We start from the raw sequence: 17,316 nt of genomic DNA, 5'->3' as shown, positions 1-17,316 counted from the left end.
CATACCGCTGCAGGTATTCAGACCTGCAGCAACAGCTCGCGCAGCTTGTGAATCTCGTCGCGCGCCTCGGCGGCCGCCTCGAATTCCAGATCGCGCGCCAGGCTCAGCATTTTCTCTTCCAGCTGGCGAATCCGCTTGGTGATCTCGCTCGGCGAACGCAGCTCCTTCTCGTAGCGCGCGCTCTCCTCCGCCGCTTTGGCCTCGCCACGCCGCTTCTTGCTGCGCGAGCCGGGGACCGTGGCGCCCTCGAGAATGTCCTGCACATCCTTCTTGACGCCCTTGGGCACGATGCCATGAGCCTCGTTGAAGGCGATCTGCTTGGCGCGACGGCGCTCGGTCTCGTCGATGGCGCGCTGCATGGAACCGGTGACATTGTCGGCGTAGAGAATCGCCCGGCCATTGAGGTTGCGCGCGGCGCGGCCGATGGTCTGGATCAGCGAACGCTCCGAGCGGAGGAAGCCTTCCTTGTCCGCGTCGAGAATCGCCACCAGCGACACCTCAGGCATGTCCAGGCCTTCGCGCAGCAGGTTGATGCCCACCAGCACATCGAACGTGCCCAGGCGCAGGTCACGGATGATCTCGACCCGCTCCACGGTATCGATGTCCGAATGCAGGTAGCGCACCCGCACATCGTGATCGCCGAGGTAGTCGGTCAGGTCTTCGGCCATGCGCTTGGTCAGCGTGGTGACCAACACCCGCTCCTCCTTGGCCACGCACTTGCGGATCTCCGACAGCAGGTCGTCGACCTGCGTCAGCGCCGGACGCACCTCGATCTGCGGATCGACCAGCCCCGTCGGACGCACAACCTGCTCCACCACGCGGCCTGCATGTTCGGCCTCGTAAGGTCCGGGTGTCGCGGAGACAAAGATGGTCTGCGGACAGATCGCTTCCCACTCGTCGAAGCGCATCGGCCGGTTGTCCAGCGCCGATGGCAGGCGGAAGCCGTACTCCACCAGGGTTTCCTTGCGCGAGCGGTCGCCCTTGTACATCGCACCGACCTGCGGCACCGAAACGTGGGATTCGTCGATCACCAGCAGGGCATCGGCCGGCAGGTAGTCGAACAGCGTCGGTGGCGGCTCGCCAGCATCACGCCCGGACAGATAGCGCGAGTAGTTTTCGATGCCGTTGCAGTAACCCAGCTCCATGATCATTTCCAGATCGAAACGCGTGCGCTGCTCCAGACGCTGCGCCTCCACCAGCTTGCTCTGGCTGCGCAGGTAGTCGAGGCGTTCGCGCAGTTCATCCTTGATCTTCTCGATGGCATCGAGCAGCGTCTCGCGCGGCGTCACGTAATGACTCTTGGGGTAGAAGGTGAAGCGCGGCAGCTTGCGGATCACTTCGCCGGTCAGCGGATCGAAGGCCGACAGGCTCTCCACCTCGTCATCGAACAGTTCGATGCGCACCGCTTCTAGGTCCGATTCCGCCGGAAAGATGTCGATCACATCGCCGCGCACACGGAAGGTGGCGCGGGCGAAATCCATGTCGTTGCGCGTGTACTGCAGCCCGGTCAGCCGGCGCAGCAGCTCGCGCTGGTCGAGCCGATCACCACGATCGACGTGCAGCACCATCTTCAGATAGGACTGCGGATCACCCAGGCCATAGATGCACGACACCGTGGTGACGATGATCGCATCCGGCCGCTCCAGCAGCGCCTTGGTTGCCGACAGGCGCATCTGCTCGATGTGATCGTTGATCGAGGCGTCCTTCTCGATGAAGGTGTCCGACGACGGCACATAGGCTTCCGGCTGGTAGTAGTCGTAGTAGGAAACGAAATACTCCACTGCGTTGTTCGGAAAGAACGCCTTGAACTCGCCATAGAGCTGCGCGGCGAGCGTCTTGTTCGGCGCCAGCACGAGCGTGGGTCGCTGCACATGGGCGATGACGTTGGCGATGCTGAAGGTCTTGCCCGAGCCGGTAACGCCCAGCAGCGTCTGGTGCGACAGCCCCGCCTCGATGCCTTCGATCATCTGCCGAATGGCCTCCGGCTGATCGCCGGCCGGCTTGAAACGGGTGACCAGTTCGAACTTGGACATTTCGCCTCTCTAGGTAACGTGTGCGAGCTTGGCAGCCGGACTTTCGACAGCCTTCCACCGGTTTGGCGCGACAGCCAGCGGCTCCTGAAATCCGCCGCCTGCGATTGGCGCGCAGGGCTGAGAAACCGCCCATCTTTCCAGTACGCAAAACGCACCGAAAGTGATCAGAAAACCTCGGTAGCATATCGCAGGCAACAGGCTTGACCGCTATACTACCGCCCCGTTTGCGCATCACCCTGCGCGCCGACGCGAGGGTGGTGAATCTAGTCACTCTTCTCTTTCGAGCCCCCTCACCATGAGTTTGTTCTCTGCTGTCGAAATGGCGCCGCGCGATCCTATCCTCGGCCTCAATGAAGCCTTCAACGCCGACACGCGGCCGAACAAGGTCAACCTCGGTGTCGGTGTCTACTACAACGAAGAAGGTCGTATTCCGCTGCTGCGCGCCGTGGTCGAGGCAGAGCATGCCCGCATCGCCGCCCACGCGCCGCGCGGCTACCTGCCGATCGAAGGCATCGCCGCTTACGATGCTGCCGTACAGAAGCTGCTGTTCGGCAACGATTCTCCGCTGATCGCCGAAGGCCGGGTGGTGACTACCCAGGCGCTCGGCGGTACCGGCGCACTCAAGGTTGGCGCAGACTTCCTCAAGCGCCTGCTGCCGGACGCCGTGGTTGCCATCAGCAACCCGAGCTGGGAGAACCATCGCGCGCTGTTCGAGTCGGCCGGCTTCCCGGTGCAGAACTACAGCTACTACAACGCCAGCACTCATGGCATCGACCGCGCCGGTCTGCTGCAGGACCTGAAGAACCTGCCGCCCCGCTCCATCGTCGTGCTGCACGCCTGCTGCCACAACCCGACCGGTGTCGATCTGAACCTGGACGATTGGAAGCAGATTCTCGACGTGCTACGCGCCCAGGATCACGTACCGTTCATCGACATCGCTTACCAGGGCTTCGGCGACAGCATCGAAGAGGACGCCGCGGCGGTACGCCTGTTCGCCGAGTCGGGCATGAACTTCTTCGTGTCCAGCTCGTTCTCCAAGTCCTTCTCGCTGTACGGCGAACGTGTCGGCGCGCTGTCGATGGTCACCCAGAGCCGCGATGAGTCAGCTCGCGTGCTGTCGCAGGTCAAGCGCGTGATCCGCACCAACTATTCCAACCCGCCGACCCATGGCGCCATGATCGTCTCCGCTGTACTCAATAGCCCAGAACTGCGCGCCATGTGGGAAGCCGAACTGGGCGAGATGCGCAGCCGCATCCGTGAGATGCGCCTGAGCATGGTCGAGCTGCTGGCATCCAAGGGCGCGAAGACGGACTTCAGTTTCGTCGCTGCGCAGCGCGGCATGTTCTCCTATTCGGGGCTCACCGCCGAACAGGTCGAGCGGCTGCGGGTCGAGTTCGGCGTCTACGCCATCAGCACCGGCCGGATCTGCGCCGCGGCACTGAATCGCAGCAATATCGGCCACGTCACCGACGCCATCGTCCAGGTGCTCTGAGCTGACGCGCCGGGGCCATGGCGTACCACGCGCCCGGCCCCGACGCACTGTGGGAGGGGTTGACTTCTCCTTTCCAAACAGTAGGATACGCACCGTTGTTCCGCGATAGCTCAGTCGGTAGAGCAAATGACTGTTAATCATTGGGTCCCTGGTTCGAGTCCAGGTCGCGGAGCCAAATTCGAAAGCCTCGGTTAATACCGGGGCTTTTTTATTGCCGCCGGCCTCTCACCAGGGACCATGTCCCAGGTTATTCGCTTCGCTCACCCTTCGGGGCCGCGCAGCCCGCATTTCCACTAGCGCATCGATCCCAGATTGCCGAACCCTACTCGGTCAGCGGCTCGCCCAGCCGCTGACGCCACCAGCCCTGCGCCACAACCGAGCAGCCCCAGCCCAGCAGCACCCCTAGCACATTGGCCAGCATGTCCCAGCGCGAAGCCGTCCGATAAGGCAGCAAGCCCTGACCGATCTCGATCGACAACGCCGCAATAACAGTCAGGCCCAGCCCCCACAGGAATGGCACTCGCGGGAAGCCCAGACGAAGGGTGAACGCCAGCGCGGCGAACCCCAGCAAATGATGCAGCTTGTCTTGCTGATCGAACAACTGGGGTACCGGCTCCGGCTTCAAACCATTGAACAGGACGACCGCCAACACGATCAGAAAGGGCAGCACTCGCATATAGGGCATCAGGTGGCGTCTCTCACTTCAAGGGATCAACAGAACAGAGGGAAACGCCCTCACCGCGAACTCTGACCGGGAAAAGACCATAAAGATCAACGCGTCAGCCGAGCGGCGTTATTCAACAGAACCGCACAAACAAAAATGCCCGCATCCTTCGATGCGGGCATCAGGCAATGCCTACACGGTCAGACCGTGCTTACGCCTCGGTCTTGCCGACAGCGGATTTGATCAGGGTCTGCAGCTCACCCTTCTCGAACATCTCGAGGATGATGTCGCTGCCACCGACCAGCTCACCGTTCACCCACAGCTGCGGGAAGGTCGGCCAGTTGGCGTAGGTCGGCAGGTTGGCGCGAATCTCCGGGTTCTGCAGGATGTCGACATAAGCGAACTTCTCGCCACAGCCCATCACGGCCTGGGTCGCACGAGCGGAGAAGCCGCACTGCGGGGCGTTGGGCGAGCCCTTCATATAAAGCAGGACCGGGTTGTTGGCGATCTGTTCTTTGATGGTTTCGATGATATCCATGGAGTACCTCGGCTAGACACGGTTGCCGCGCATTGTAACGGAAAACGCGCGGGAAAGCCGAGCGTAGGACTCGGCTATGTTGTCGCGCAAAGGCCGCCAATACTGCGATTCAGCCGGCCGAAGGCCGGTGGGTCGAGGATTTGCGCCTGTGCTCGCTTTCTGGATAAGATCGCGCCTTTCCCGTTTCGTCGCTCCCCGTGCGACCCCCAGTCGTCGGTCCCCTTTTTCTGTCGAAAAGCACTGGATCGCGCTGCGGCAATAAAGGTAGTTGATATGAGCGCAAGGCATTTTCTCTCACTGATGGACTGCACGCCCCAGGAGCTGAACAGCCTGGTCCGCCGCGGCATCGAGCTGAAGGATCTGCGCGAGCGCGGCGTCCTGTTCGAACCCCTGAAGAATCGCGTGCTGGGCATGATCTTCGAGAAAGCCTCGACCCGCACCCGCCTGTCCTTCGAAGCCGGCATGATCCAGCTCGGCGGCCAGGCGATCTTCCTCTCGCCGCGCGACACCCAGCTCGGGCGCGGCGAGCCGATCAGCGATTCGGCCATCGTCATGTCGCGCATGCTCGATGCGGTGATGATCCGCACCTTCGCCCACTCGACCCTCACCGAATTCGCCGCCAACTCGAGCGTGCCGGTCATCAACGGTCTTTCCGATGACCTGCACCCTTGCCAGCTGATGGCCGACATGCAGACCTTCCATGAGCACCGCGGCAGCATCGCCGGCAAGACGGTGGCCTGGATCGGCGACGGCAACAACATGTGCAATACCTATATAGAAGCCGCCATCCAGTTCGACTTCCAGCTGAAGGTCGCCTGTCCCGAGGGCTACGAGCCCGACGCCGAGCTGATGGCACGCGCCGGTGATCGCGTGCAGGTGATGCGTGATCCGCGCGAAGCGGCTGCAGGGGCACACCTGGTCAGCACCGACGTCTGGGCCTCCATGGGCCAGGAAGACGAAGCCGCTGCACGCCTGGCCACGTTCCGCCCTTATCAGGTGGACCGCGCCCTGCTCGATTGCGCCGCCGAAGACGTGTTGTTCATGCACTGCCTGCCAGCCCACCGTGGCGAGGAAATCAGTCACGACCTGCTGGATGATCCGCGCTCGGTCGCCTGGGATCAGGCCGAGAACCGCCTGCATGTGCAGAAGGCGCTGCTGGAGTTTCTCGTCGAGCCGGCCTATCACCACGCATGAAACACGAGCCGCCGCTGCTGCAACTGCGTGACCTGGCCTGCGGCTACGGCGAGCAGAGCATCGTCCAGCACCTGAACCTGCATCTGAACCGCGGTGACATCGGCTGCCTGCTGGGTCCGTCCGGCTGCGGCAAGACCACCACGCTGCGCGCCATCGCCGGCTTCGAGCCGGTGCACCAGGGCGAGATTCACCTGGCGGAGTCGGTCATCTCCCGCTCGGGCTTTACCCTCGCGCCGGAGAAACGCCGCATCGGCATGGTGTTTCAGGACTACGCGCTTTTTCCCCACCTCACCGTGGCGGAAAACATCGCCTTCGGCATCCGAAAGCAGCCTGACTGCTCGCGAATCGTTGGCGAGATGCTCGAACTGGTGCACCTGAGCGCGCTCGGCAAACGCTATCCTCATGAGCTTTCCGGCGGTCAGCAGCAGCGCGTGGCGTTGGCCCGGGCGCTGGCGCCGGAACCGGCCTTGCTGCTGCTCGACGAGCCCTTCTCCAACCTCGACGTGGAACTGCGCCGACGCCTCAGCCACGAGGTGCGCGAAATCCTCAAGGCGCGCAACACAAGCGCGATTCTGGTGACCCATGACCAGGAAGAGGCCTTCGCCGTTAGCGATCAGGTCGGCGTGTTCAAGGATGGCCGGCTGGAGCAGTGGGACACCCCTTTCAATCTCTATCACGAGCCGCTGACGCCCTTTGTCGCCAGCTTCATCGGGCAGGGGTATTTCATCCGCGGCCAGCTGCTGGACCCTGAAACGGTACAGACCGAGCTAGGCCCGATTCGCGGCAACCGCGCCTACAACTGGCCCGCAGGTAGCTCGGTAGACGTGCTGCTGCGCCCGGACGATATCGTCTACCGACCGGAAAGTCCGTTGCGGGCACTGATCGTTGGCAAGACCTTCCTCGGCGCGTCCACCTTGTACCGACTGCAGCTACCCACCGGCAACCAGCTGGTGGCCATCTTCCCCAGCCACGCGGACTACCCGACCGGGCAGGACGTCGGCATCGCCATCGCCGCCGATCATCTGGTAGTGTTTCCGGCCCAGGGCAGCGTCGCTGCCCGCGACATACTACCGACTGCCGCGGCAGGCCGCTGAACCGCGCAGCTCAGGACATTGCCCTGCTGACGGCGTACCGGCATCAGCCGTCCGCTCGCCCCTTCTGCCGGCGCTGGCGGAAAAACTCGCTGAGTACCGCACCACACTCCTCCGCCAGCACGCCGCCCTCGACCAAGACACGATGGTTGAGAAAGGCCTGCTCGAAGAACTGACCGCGGCTGACCACCACACCCGCCTTCGGCTCGGTGGCGCCGTAGACCACCCGCTGGATGCGCGAATGCACGATCAGACCGGCGCACATGCTGCACGGCTCCAGCGTGACGTAGAGCGTCACGCCGGGTAGCCGATAGTTCTGCAGCGCCTGCGCCGCGTCACGCACCGCAACCATTTCCGCATGGGCACTGGGGTCGTGCTGCGAGATCGGGCAGTTGAAGCCGCGCCCAATGATCCGCCCATCCTGCACCAGCACAGCGCCCACCGGCACCTCACCCAACGCGGCACCCTGCGCTGCCAGCGCCAGGGCTTCGCGCATGAACCGCTCATCCTGGCTGCGGTCGATGATCTGCGGCTTCCTCACGACTGTGCCCTGCCCTGTTTCATACCACCTCGATCGCGGCCATCAGGCCGGTCTCCATATGGTCGATGACATGGCAATGGAACATCCAGGTGCCCGGATTATCGGCGACCAGCGCGATGCGAGCCGTCTCGTTCTTGCCCAGCAGGTAGGTGTCGGTGAACCAGGGGTCGATCTTGCGTCGATTGGACGAGATCACCTGAAAGGTCATGCCGTGCAGGTGGATGGGATGCTGATACTGACTGAGATTGCGCAGCTCGAAGATGTAATGGCCATCCTTCTTCAGCGTCGCAATCGGCCGCTCGGCGCAGCTCTTGTCGTTGATGTCCCAGGCCTGGCCGTTGATCTGCCAGAACGTGTAGGCCGCCCCCTGCTCGACATCCGCTGAAAGATGGCCGGCCCACTCGAAATTGAAGCGCAGCACCTCGGCCTGCTGCAGGTCCGGCACCGTGACCGGGTTGGCCGGCAGTGCCGGCGGCCAGTCGCCAGTGACTTCGTCATGCGCTACCGAGCGCAGCGTCGCCAGCCGCAACGGACCGTTGCGCAAGGACAGCTCGGTGCCTGCCCGCGGCACCTTGAGCGCCAGGTCGATGCGCATGCCCGGGCCGAGCCAGTACTCCTTGCCCAGCGGACGCGGCGCGATCGGGTGGCCGTCGAGCGCATAGACGCGCGCCTCGCCATCCGGCAGGTTCAGCCGATAGGTCAGCGTATTGTCGAGGTTCAGCACGCGCAGCCGTACGACCTGCCCGGCCGGCAGATCCAGCACCGGAGCATGCTTGCCGTTGATCGTCGACAGCACTCCCGGCGTGCCACCGCGGGCCGCCTCGCGCGGCACGCTGAATTCGGTGAAGGCGCCCTGCTTGTCGATGTGCCAGCTCTTCAGATTGAGTGTGCGCTCGTGGCGGAAGCCGCTCGGTTCGCGCTCCTCGACGATCAGCGGACCGACCAGCCCGCGACCCAGCTGCGCGGCGCTGCTGGTGTGCGGGTGATACCAGAAGCTGCCGGCATCGTGCAGCTGGAAGCGGTAGTCGAAAAACTCCCCGGGCAGGACCGGCAGCTGCGACACATAGGGCACGCCATCCATTTCCAACGGCAGACGGATGCCGTGCCAGTGAATGGTGGTGGGCTCCGGCAGCTGGTTGATGAAACGCACGCGCAGCCAGTCACCCTGGCGACCACGCAGCTCGAGACCAGGCGCCTGCCCGCCATAGGCCCACGCTGGTGTTACGTGGCCGGGCACCAGCTCGACATCCAGCGGCGCGGCGATCAGTTCATAGTCGTGGGTGGTGATATCGGCCGGGCGACCGAGCCAGTAGCGCGCACCGCTACAGGCCAGGCCGACCACACCGAGGCCGGCCAGGCCGGCGAGAATCTGTCTACGGGTAAAGGACATGCATGGGCTCCAGCCAGTCCGAATTCATGGGCCCATCAGGCTCGACGCGCCTCTCTGCGGAGGCTGCGCATAGCATGAGGGCAGCCTGGGCTGCCCTCATTGCTTCAGATCACTCCCACTCGATGGTCGCCGGCGGCTTGCTCGACACATCGTAGGTCACGCGGGAGATGCCTTCGATTTCGTTGATGATGCGGTTGGACACCTTCTCCAGCAACTCGTATGGCAGGTGCGCCCAGCGCGCGGTCATGAAGTCGATGGTCTCCACCGCGCGCAGCGCGACGACCCAGGCGTAACGGCGGCCATCACCCACCACACCGACCGATTTCACCGGCTGGAACACCACGAAGGCCTGGCTGGTCTTGTGGTACCAGTCGAAGTTGCGCAGCTCTTCGATGAAGATATGGTCGGCGCGACGCAGCAGGTCGGCGTACTCCTTCTTCACTTCGCCCAGGATGCGCACACCCAGGCCCGGACCCGGGAAGGGATGGCGGTAGACCATGTCGTAGGGCAGACCGAGTTCCAGGCCGATCTTGCGCACCTCGTCCTTGAACAGTTCACGCAGGGGCTCGACCAGCTTGAGGTTCATCTCTTCCGGCAGACCACCGACGTTGTGGTGCGACTTGATCACATGGGCCTTGCCGCTCTTGGCGCCGGCAGACTCGATGACGTCGGGGTAGATGGTGCCCTGGGCGAGGAACTGGATGTTGTCCAGCTTGCTGGCCTCGGCATCGAACACGTCGATGAAGGTGCGACCGATGATCTTGCGCTTCTTCTCCGGATCCGCCTCGCCTTCGAGGTTGGCCAGGAACTGCGCCTCGGCGTCGGCACGGATCACCTTGACCCCCATGTTCTCGGCGAACATGGCCATCACCTGGTCACCCTCGTGCAGGCGCAGCAGGCCGTTGTCGACGAAGACGCAGGTCAGCTGGTCGCCGATCGCCTTGTGCAGCAGCGCCGCGACCACCGACGAATCGACACCACCGGAGAGGCCGAGCAGAACGTTGGCATCACCGACCTGAGCACGCACCTGGGCGATGGCGTCCTCGACGATATTCGACGGCGTCCACAGCGCTTCGCAGCCGCAGATCTCCAGGATAAAGCGCGACAGGATGCGACCGCCCTGGCGGGTGTGGGTCACTTCCGGGTGGAATTGCACGCCGTAATAGCCACGGGCATCGTCGCCCATGGCGGCGATCGGACAGCTCGGGGTGCTGGCCAGGATGTGGAAGCCGGTAGGAATCTCGGTGACCTTGTCGCCGTGGCTCATCCACACATCGAGGCCGAACACGCCGTCGTCATCCATATGGTCTTCGATGCCGTCGAACAGCTTCGACTTGCCGACCAGATCGACGCGGGCATAGCCGAACTCGCGAACATCGGAGCCCTGCACCTTGCCACCCAGCTGCTCGGACATGGTCTGCATGCCGTAGCAGATGCCGAACAGCGGCACGCCCAGATCGAACACCGCCTGCGGCGCGCGCGGACTGCCTTCCTCGTGAACCGACTCCGGGCCGCCGGCGAGGATGATGCCGCGTGGCGCGAAGGCACGGATGTCGTCCTCGCTCATGTCCCACGGATGCAGCTCGCAATACACGCCGATCTCGCGCACGCGGCGAGCGATCAGCTGGGTGTACTGGGAACCGAAGTCGAGGATCAGGATGCGGTGGGCGTGAATGTCTTGGTGAGCCATGAGCTTTCCTTCGGAAAGAGCCTGAAGCTGAAAGCCGGAAGCTGGAAGCCGAAACCAGGATTTCTCCCGGCCCCCGCTGCCAGCTTCCGACGCCTGTCTAGCTGAGCGCTGAGCGGATCAACCCACTCGGTAATTCGGGGCTTCCTTGGTGATCTGCACGTCATGCACGTGCGACTCGGCCATGCCGGCACCGGTGATACGCACGAACTGCGGACGGGTGCGCATCTCGTCGATGGTGGCGCTGCCGGTGTAGCCCATGGAAGCGCGCAGGCCACCCATCAGCTGATGGATGATCGCCGACAGCGAACCCTTGTACGGCACACGGCCTTCGATGCCTTCGGGGACCAGCTTCTCGGCACCAGCGGACGAGTCCTGGAAGTAACGATCCGAGGAGCCCTGCGCCTGGGACATGGCGCCCAGGGAGCCCATGCCGCGGTAGGCTTTGTAGGAGCGACCCTGGAACAGTTCGATCTCACCCGGCGCTTCTTCGGTGCCGGCGAACATCGAGCCCATCATCACGGCGTTGGCACCGGCGACAATGGCTTTGGACAGGTCACCGGAGAAGCGAATGCCGCCGTCGGCGATCATCGGCACGCCGGTGCCTTCGAGCGCCGCGGAGACGTTGGCAATGGCGGAGATCTGCGGTACGCCGACACCGGCGACGATGCGGGTGGTGCAGATCGAGCCCGGGCCGATACCGACCTTGACCGCATCGGCGCCCGCCTTGACCAGGTCCAGCGCGGCTTCGGCGGTGGCGATGTTGCCGCCGATCACCTGCACCTGCGGGAAGTTCTCCTTCACCCAGCGCACGCGATCGATCACGCCACGGGAATGGCCATGGGCGGTGTCCACCACCACCACATCGACACCGGCAGCGGCCAGCGCCTCGACGCGGTCCCCGGTGTCGGCACCGGTACCGACCGCCGCACCAACACGCAGACGGCCCTGGCTGTCCTTGGAGGCCAGCGGGTAGGTCTTGGCTTTCTCGATGTCGCGGAAGGTCACCAGGCCGCGCAGATGGAAGTTGGCGTCGACCACCAGCATCTTCTCGATGCGGTGTTCGTAGAGTTTGGTCTTGATCTCTTCCAGACCAGTGCCCTCGAGCACGGTGACCAGCTTGTCCTTGGGCGTCATGATCGCCGCGACGGAATCGCCGGCATTCGGCGTGAAGCGCAGGTCGCGGCCGGTAACGATGCCCACCAGCTCCTTGCCGGACACCACCGGGAAACCGGAGAAACCCAGCTCGTAAGCCTTGCGCAGCAAGTCGCTGATCTTGGTTTCCGGGGTGACGGTGACCGGATCGTGGACGATGGCGGTCTCGTGACGCTTGACCTTGCGCACCTCGGCAGCCTGCTGCTCGATGCTCATGTTCTTGTGGATGATGCCGATGCCGCCTTCCTGCGCCATGGCGATGGCCAGGCGGGCTTCGGTGACGGTGTCCATGGCAGCGGAAACCAGCGGAATGTTCAGCTCGATTTCGCGGGTCAGGCGGGTCTTGAGGCTGACATCCTTCGGCAGAACCTCGGAATATCCCGGGATTAGGAGAACATCATCGAAAGTCAGGGCTTCTTGGCTGATACGCAGCATGGCGGGGGCTCCCAGGCGGGAAAAAGGAAGCGCGGCATTATACCCACGCACCCCATCGCGCTCAATGCGGATGTGAGCGACGGCACGAACGACGACAGGCACAGCCTCGCCGGAGTGACCGACTGGTCACGGCCGATCGATCACCAGCGCCACAGCAAACCCCAGGCGCTCGGCGAACTCGTCGAGAAACGACTGACGCAAGCCGGCCTCACCCCATCCGTTGAAAATGAAGCCCAGGTTGGAAAATGCGCAGGCCGGAATGAACAGGAAGCCGTTGATATCGTCCTCGAAGCCACATTCCGGACAGGTGAAATTGTCGGTCTGCTTAGGCATCCACTCGTCAAGGCTTTCAAACAACGCCTCGCCAATCTCGCGGCGGCACTCGGGGCAGCCTGCTTCCTCGGCGAAATCCCGTGTCGGCGTGTAGATGCAGCGCCTGGTCACAACTTCAAGGCCGTTGATGGCCGCGCCAAAGGGCAAGCGCTCCGGATGCTGCGCGACACTGCGCGCACCGGAAGCGATGGCGTAGCCCATACCGCCAACACCGCGGCCACAGGTGGTCGGCAGCGACTCGACGATGCGCCGCTCGGCCAGCCAACGCAGAATCATCCGCGCCTTGGCTTCGTGCGCTGGGAACGTGGAAATGCGCGGCACGATGATGGCTTGACTGTGGCTCATGACGGCTCGGAACCGGAGATGGGGAAAGGCCGCGCAGCTTAGCGCCGCCCGTTGGCTGGTCAAGGCCCGCTGGACGGACGCCAAGCAGATTCGGTTTCCGCTTGGCCGCGCGCGGCTTATCATCGCCGCCATGCTCAAAGATCCCTTCCAGCGCCTCAATCTCGATCGCGAAGTGCTGACCGTCAGTCAGCTCAACGGTCGCGCCCGCCTGTTGCTCGAGGACGTGTTCGCCCAGGTCTGGGTCGAAGGCGAGATTTCCAACCTCGCCCGTCCCGCCTCCGGCCACGTCTATTTCACCCTCAAGGACAGGAACGCCCAGGTGCGCTGCGCCCTGTTCCGCCAGAATGCCGCGCGGGTACGTCAGGCACTGCGCGACGGCCTGGCGGTGCGGGTGCGTGGCAAGGTCTCGCTGTTCGAAGGCCGTGGCGACTATCAGCTGATCCTCGACATGCTGGAGCCGGCGGGCGACGGCGCTTTGCGCCTGGCCTTCGAGGCGCTCAAGGAAAAGCTCAGCGCCGAAGGCCTGTTCGCAGCCGAACGCAAGGCCGCCCTGCCCGTGCACCCGCGGCGCATCGGCATCGTCAGCTCACCGACCGGCGCGGTGATCCGCGACATCATCTCGGTGTTCAAGCGCCGCGCGCCGCAGGTCGAGCTGACCCTGATCCCCACCGCCGTCCAGGGCCGCGAAGCCACCGGGCAGATCGTTCGCGCGTTGCAGCTGGCCGACGCCCAGGGTTTCGATGCGCTGATCCTGGCCCGCGGTGGCGGTTCGCTGGAGGACCTCTGGTGCTTCAACGAGGAAGCCGTGGCGCGCGCGGTGGATGCCTGTATCACACCGATCGTCAGCGCCGTTGGCCACGAAACCGATGTATCGATTGCCGACTTCGTCGCCGACGTCCGCGCGCCAACGCCATCCGCGGCTGCCGAGCTGCTGGCCCCCAGCAGCGCCGACCTGCAACACCGGCTGAGCGGCCTGCAGCAGCGCCTGGTGCTGCGCATGCGCGACCGCCTGCACCGCGATGCCATGCGCCTGGAAGGCCTGGCCCGCCGCCTGCGCCACCCCGGCGAACGGCTGCAACAGCAGGCCCAGCGCATCGACGACCTCGAGCAGCGGCTGCTGCGTGCCGTCGACCGTCGGTTGTGCAGTGGTCAGGAGCGTCTGGCCCGGCTGGAAACGCGACTGGCCGCGCAACATCCGGGGCGTTCACTGAATCTGTTGCGCCAGCGCCTCGACCACCTTTCCTCGCGATTGCCGCGGGCGATGCAGGCCAATCTGAAAGGCCGCCGCCAGCAACTGCAGGGCCTGGCCCAGACACTCAATGTGGTCAGCCCGCTGGCCACACTCAGCCGCGGCTACAGCATCCTGCTCGACGACCGGGGACGGGCGATCCGCAGCGCCAGCCAGACCGAGCCTGGCCAGCGCCTCAAGGCCAGGCTCAGCGACGGCGAGCTGGACGTTCGGGTGGAAGACAATCATCTGCAACCGGTCACCCTGCCACTGCTCTAAGCAAGCCGCGCCAGAAATTTCCTGACATCCCTGGCCCTTTCTCTTGCCCGAGGTTTACGCGAGGATTGGGCCATTTTCCGCAACGGACCCGCCCATGCTTCGTGTCTTCGCCCTGCTGTTCTCCCTCGCCCTTGCACTGCCTGCGCATGCCGAAGGCTTCATCACCCGTCTACTGAACAAGCCGGTGCCCGGCGGCGTCGCCGTGATCGAACTCGGCAATGGCCCGCGCGCACCGCAGGTACGCTACCAGGGCAAACCGACGCTGGTGATACGCGAGGACGGCAAACGCTGGATTGCCATCGTCGGCATCCCGCTGTCGGTCAAGGCAGGTACCCAGCAACTGGAGGTCGATGGCCGCAGCACGGGTTTTCAGGTTGGCAGCCGCGACTATCGCGCGCAGCACATCACCCTGAAGAACCAGCGCCAGGTCAACCCGAATCCGGCAGACCTCAAGCGCATCGAGCGCGAGCTGGACGAACAGACCCGTGCCTACCGGCAGTTCAGTGCCAACCAGCCAAGCAATCTGCTGTTCGATCGTCCGGTGGACGGACCTTTGTCCTCGCCGTTCGGCCTGCGTCGCTTCTTCAACGGCGAGGAACGCAACCCGCACTCGGGCCTGGATTTCGCCGCCAAGAGCGGCACGCCGATCAAGGCGCCGGCGGCCGGCCAGGTCATACTCACCGGTGACTATTTCTTCAACGGCAAGACCGTGTTCGTCGACCACGGGCAGGGGCTGATCAGCATGTTCTGTCACCTTTCCGAGATCGGCGTGAAGGTCGGCGATCAGCTGGCGCGCGGCCAGGTGCTCGGCAAGGTTGGCGCGACCGGCCGCGCCACCGGCCCACACCTGCACTGGAATGTCAGCCTGAACGATGCCCGCGTCGATCCGGCGATCTTCATCGGTGCCTACAAACCCTGAACCACGAGGAAGCACAGCGATGCGCATCAAGGCAACGGATTCCACCCTGCTGATCATCGATATCCAGGAACGCCTGTTTCCGGTGATCCTCGACAATGCCGCCATGGCCGAGCACACCGCCTGGTTGCAGCAGGTGGCGCAGCGGGTCGGTGTGCCGGTGCTGCTGACCGAGCAGTACAGCAAGGGCCTCGGCCGGACGATCGCCGAGCTGCGTGACGGCGTCGACGAGGCCGCCATTGTCGAGAAGCTGCATTTCTCCGCAGCGGGCGACGGCGAGCTGTTCCAGCGCCCCGGTGGTGAACGCCGGCAGTTCATCGTCTGCGGCTGCGAGACCCACGTCTGCGTGCTGCAAACGGTGCTGGACCTGCGCGCCCGCGGCAACGAAGTGTTCGTCATCGAGGAAGCCGTCAGCTCGCGGCGCGACAGCGACAAGGCGCTGGCACTGCAGCGCATGCGCCAGGCCGGCGCGCAGATCGTCTCGCGCGAGATGGTTGCCTTCGAGTGGATGGAGCGCGCCGGCACCGAGTTGTTCAAGACGATCAGCCGCGAGTTCATCCGTTAAACCAGCGCCGCCAATCGCAGCCCGGGCACACCGCTGGGCCGCCCGCCCACCCTTCGATGGAGAAACACATGTCTGACGATCTGGCCACCTGGCTGGACTGGCTCAGAGCCCATGCCGAACTGCAGACCCTACTTGCCAGCGCCACGCTGATCTTCGCCGCCTGGCTGTCCAACTGGATCGTAAAACGCATCCTGGTGCGCGGCCTCTACCGCCTGTTAAGGCACACGCGCGATGGCGAACTGCAGGATTTCGGCGTCATCAAGCGGCTGTCGAACATCGTCCCGGCACTGGTGCTGTCGATCGGCGTAAGGACGGTCCCCGGCCTGCCGGACGCTGCGGTGACCGTGGTGCAGAATGTCTGCGGCGGCTTCATCGTGCTGACCATCGCACTGGCCCTCGGCGCGGTGCTCGACATCATCAATGTGGTCTACCAGCGCCGGCCGGACGCCCGCCTGCACCCGATCAAGGGTTATCTGCAGGTGGTGAAGATCGTCATCTACGCGATCGCCACCATCCTCATCATCGCCACGCTGATCGACCGCTCGCCACTGATCCTGCTCTCCGGTCTGGGTGCCATGGCAGCGGTATTGATGCTGATCTTCCAGGATACCCTGCTGTCGCTGGTGGCCAGCGTGCAGATCACCTCCAACGACCTGATCCGCGTCGGCGACTGGGTGGAGATGCCGCAGCTCAACGCCGACGGCGACGTGATCGACATCGCCCTGCATACGGTCAAGGTGCAGAACTGGGACAAGACCATCACCAGCATCCCGACCAAACGCTTCATTTCCGACTCGTTCAAGAACTGGCGCGGCATGCAGGAAAGTGGCGGTCGGCGCATCAAGCGCAGCCTGTATCTGGATCAGCAGAGCGTGCATTTTCTCGACGCCGACGAGCGCAAGCGGCTGTATCGCTTCAGCCTGCTGGAGGATTACCTGGTCAACAAGCGCAAGGAAATCGACGAGTGGAACGCCAAGCTCGCCGAGCGTGGGCAGGATCCGGTCAACACCCGCAGGGTGACCAATCTCGGGACGTTTCGCGCCTATATCGAGCGCTATCTGCGCGCCCACCCCGGCGTGCATCAGAACATGACGCTGATGGTGCGCCAGCTGAGCCCGACCGCCGATGGCCTGCCGCTGGAGATCTACTGCTTCACCAACACGGTGGCCTGGACACAGTACGAAGCGATCCAGTCGGACATCTTCGACCATTTGCTGGCGATCCTGCCGGAGTTCGGCCTGCGGGTATTCCAGCACCCGAGCGGTGGGGATATGCGGGACTGGCGTGATTCACTGATACCGCGCGGTAATGCCGCGCTGCAGCAGCCGAATGAGCACCCGACCGGGGAGAAAAGCTAATCGTAGGTTGGCGCTGAGGCACGAAGCGTGTGGCATCACCTTGGGCACTGCCCATTGCGTCATCCCTGACGC

General features: G+C 64.0%; 15 protein-coding genes and 1 tRNA gene. 8 read left to right on the top strand and 8 right to left on the bottom strand.

Annotated features, from left to right (window positions below):
• Positions 1-17 precede the first annotated feature (17 nt).
• Positions 18-2,033, bottom strand: a complete 2,016-nt coding sequence (gene uvrB, locus ACX1DW_RS00520) for an excinuclease ABC subunit UvrB (RefSeq protein ID WP_200599369.1) — start codon at positions 2,031-2,033, stop codon at positions 18-20.
• Positions 2,034-2,328: 295 nt separating this feature from the next.
• Here uvrB and ACX1DW_RS00515 point away from each other — a divergent pair, with 295 nt between their 5' ends.
• Together ACX1DW_RS00515 and ACX1DW_RS00510 are read left to right on the top strand one after the other, a co-directional pair.
• The gene (locus ACX1DW_RS00515; protein WP_208216505.1) at positions 2,329-3,525 is read left to right on the top strand and encodes an amino acid aminotransferase; all 1,197 of its coding nucleotides are present in this window, start codon (positions 2,329-2,331) and stop codon (positions 3,523-3,525) included.
• A gap of 99 nt (positions 3,526-3,624) precedes the next feature.
• A tRNA-Asn gene (locus ACX1DW_RS00510) sits at positions 3,625-3,700 on the top strand.
• 147 nt (positions 3,701-3,847) lie between these two features.
• Here ACX1DW_RS00510 and ACX1DW_RS00505 read toward each other — a convergent pair.
• Both ACX1DW_RS00505 and grxD read right to left on the bottom strand, forming a co-directional pair.
• On the bottom strand, positions 3,848-4,210 hold the full coding sequence (locus ACX1DW_RS00505) for a VanZ family protein (protein ID WP_133456427.1): 363 nt from the start codon (positions 4,208-4,210) through the stop codon (positions 3,848-3,850).
• A 190-nt stretch (positions 4,211-4,400) separates the two neighbouring features.
• The gene (grxD, locus tag ACX1DW_RS00500; RefSeq protein WP_015276168.1) at positions 4,401-4,727 is read right to left on the bottom strand and encodes a Grx4 family monothiol glutaredoxin; all 327 of its coding nucleotides are present in this window, start codon (positions 4,725-4,727) and stop codon (positions 4,401-4,403) included.
• Between the two features lie 273 nt (positions 4,728-5,000).
• Here grxD and argF point away from each other — a divergent pair, with 273 nt between their 5' ends.
• The gene (argF, locus tag ACX1DW_RS00495) at positions 5,001-5,921 is read left to right on the top strand and encodes an ornithine carbamoyltransferase (protein ID WP_208216506.1); all 921 of its coding nucleotides are present in this window, start codon (positions 5,001-5,003) and stop codon (positions 5,919-5,921) included.
• Entirely contained in the window at positions 5,918-7,015 is a 1,098-nt protein-coding gene (locus ACX1DW_RS00490) for an ABC transporter ATP-binding protein (protein ID WP_208216507.1), read from the top strand. The genes argF and ACX1DW_RS00490 overlap by 4 nt, the downstream gene beginning before the upstream one ends.
• A 43-nt stretch (positions 7,016-7,058) precedes the next feature.
• Here the strand turns inward: ACX1DW_RS00490 and tadA are convergent, their stop codons facing one another.
• The 5 genes from tadA to ACX1DW_RS00465 all read right to left on the bottom strand — a co-directional run bounded on the left by tadA (position 7,059) and on the right by ACX1DW_RS00465 (position 12,898).
• Positions 7,059-7,553, bottom strand: a complete 495-nt coding sequence (gene tadA / locus ACX1DW_RS00485; RefSeq protein ID WP_208216508.1) for a tRNA adenosine(34) deaminase TadA — start codon at positions 7,551-7,553, stop codon at positions 7,059-7,061.
• Between the two features lie 19 nt (positions 7,554-7,572).
• Positions 7,573-8,943: a multicopper oxidase family protein gene (locus tag ACX1DW_RS00480; RefSeq protein WP_458992493.1), complete on the bottom strand. Its 1,371-nt coding sequence runs from the start codon at positions 8,941-8,943 to the stop codon at positions 7,573-7,575.
• A 109-nt stretch (positions 8,944-9,052) separates the two neighbouring features.
• The gene (gene guaA / locus ACX1DW_RS00475) at positions 9,053-10,633 is read right to left on the bottom strand and encodes a glutamine-hydrolyzing GMP synthase (protein WP_020307002.1); all 1,581 of its coding nucleotides are present in this window, start codon (positions 10,631-10,633) and stop codon (positions 9,053-9,055) included.
• A 117-nt stretch (positions 10,634-10,750) separates the two neighbouring features.
• Positions 10,751-12,220 (bottom strand): IMP dehydrogenase, encoded by a 1,470-nt coding sequence (gene guaB, locus ACX1DW_RS00470; protein ID WP_020307003.1) that lies wholly within the window; start codon positions 12,218-12,220, stop codon positions 10,751-10,753.
• A 126-nt stretch (positions 12,221-12,346) separates the two neighbouring features.
• Positions 12,347-12,898, bottom strand: a complete 552-nt coding sequence (locus ACX1DW_RS00465) for a sugar ABC transporter ATPase (RefSeq protein WP_458993430.1) — start codon at positions 12,896-12,898, stop codon at positions 12,347-12,349.
• A 130-nt stretch (positions 12,899-13,028) separates the two neighbouring features.
• Between ACX1DW_RS00465 and xseA the strand changes: the two genes are divergently transcribed.
• The 4 genes from xseA (at position 13,029) to ACX1DW_RS00445 (ending at position 17,244) form a co-directional block, all read left to right on the top strand.
• Positions 13,029-14,405 carry an exodeoxyribonuclease VII large subunit gene (gene xseA / locus ACX1DW_RS00460; RefSeq protein WP_458992492.1) on the top strand — a complete coding sequence of 459 codons (1,377 nt, stop codon included), beginning with the start codon at positions 13,029-13,031 and terminating at the stop codon, positions 14,403-14,405.
• Between the two features lie 94 nt (positions 14,406-14,499).
• A complete protein-coding gene (locus tag ACX1DW_RS00455; RefSeq protein ID WP_133456421.1) occupies positions 14,500-15,324 on the top strand; it encodes a peptidoglycan DD-metalloendopeptidase family protein in 825 nt (274 codons plus the stop codon).
• 19 nt (positions 15,325-15,343) lie between these two features.
• Positions 15,344-15,886 (top strand): hydrolase, encoded by a 543-nt coding sequence (locus ACX1DW_RS00450; RefSeq protein WP_458992491.1) that lies wholly within the window; start codon positions 15,344-15,346, stop codon positions 15,884-15,886.
• A gap of 68 nt (positions 15,887-15,954) precedes the next feature.
• Positions 15,955-17,244 (top strand): mechanosensitive ion channel family protein, encoded by a 1,290-nt coding sequence (locus ACX1DW_RS00445; protein WP_458992490.1) that lies wholly within the window; start codon positions 15,955-15,957, stop codon positions 17,242-17,244.
• Positions 17,245-17,316 lie beyond the last annotated feature (72 nt).

Source organism: Stutzerimonas sp. KH-1 (assembly GCF_054483855.1).
The sequence above is the reverse complement of the archived record's forward strand: the minus strand, read 5'-3'. Positions and strand labels throughout refer to the sequence as shown.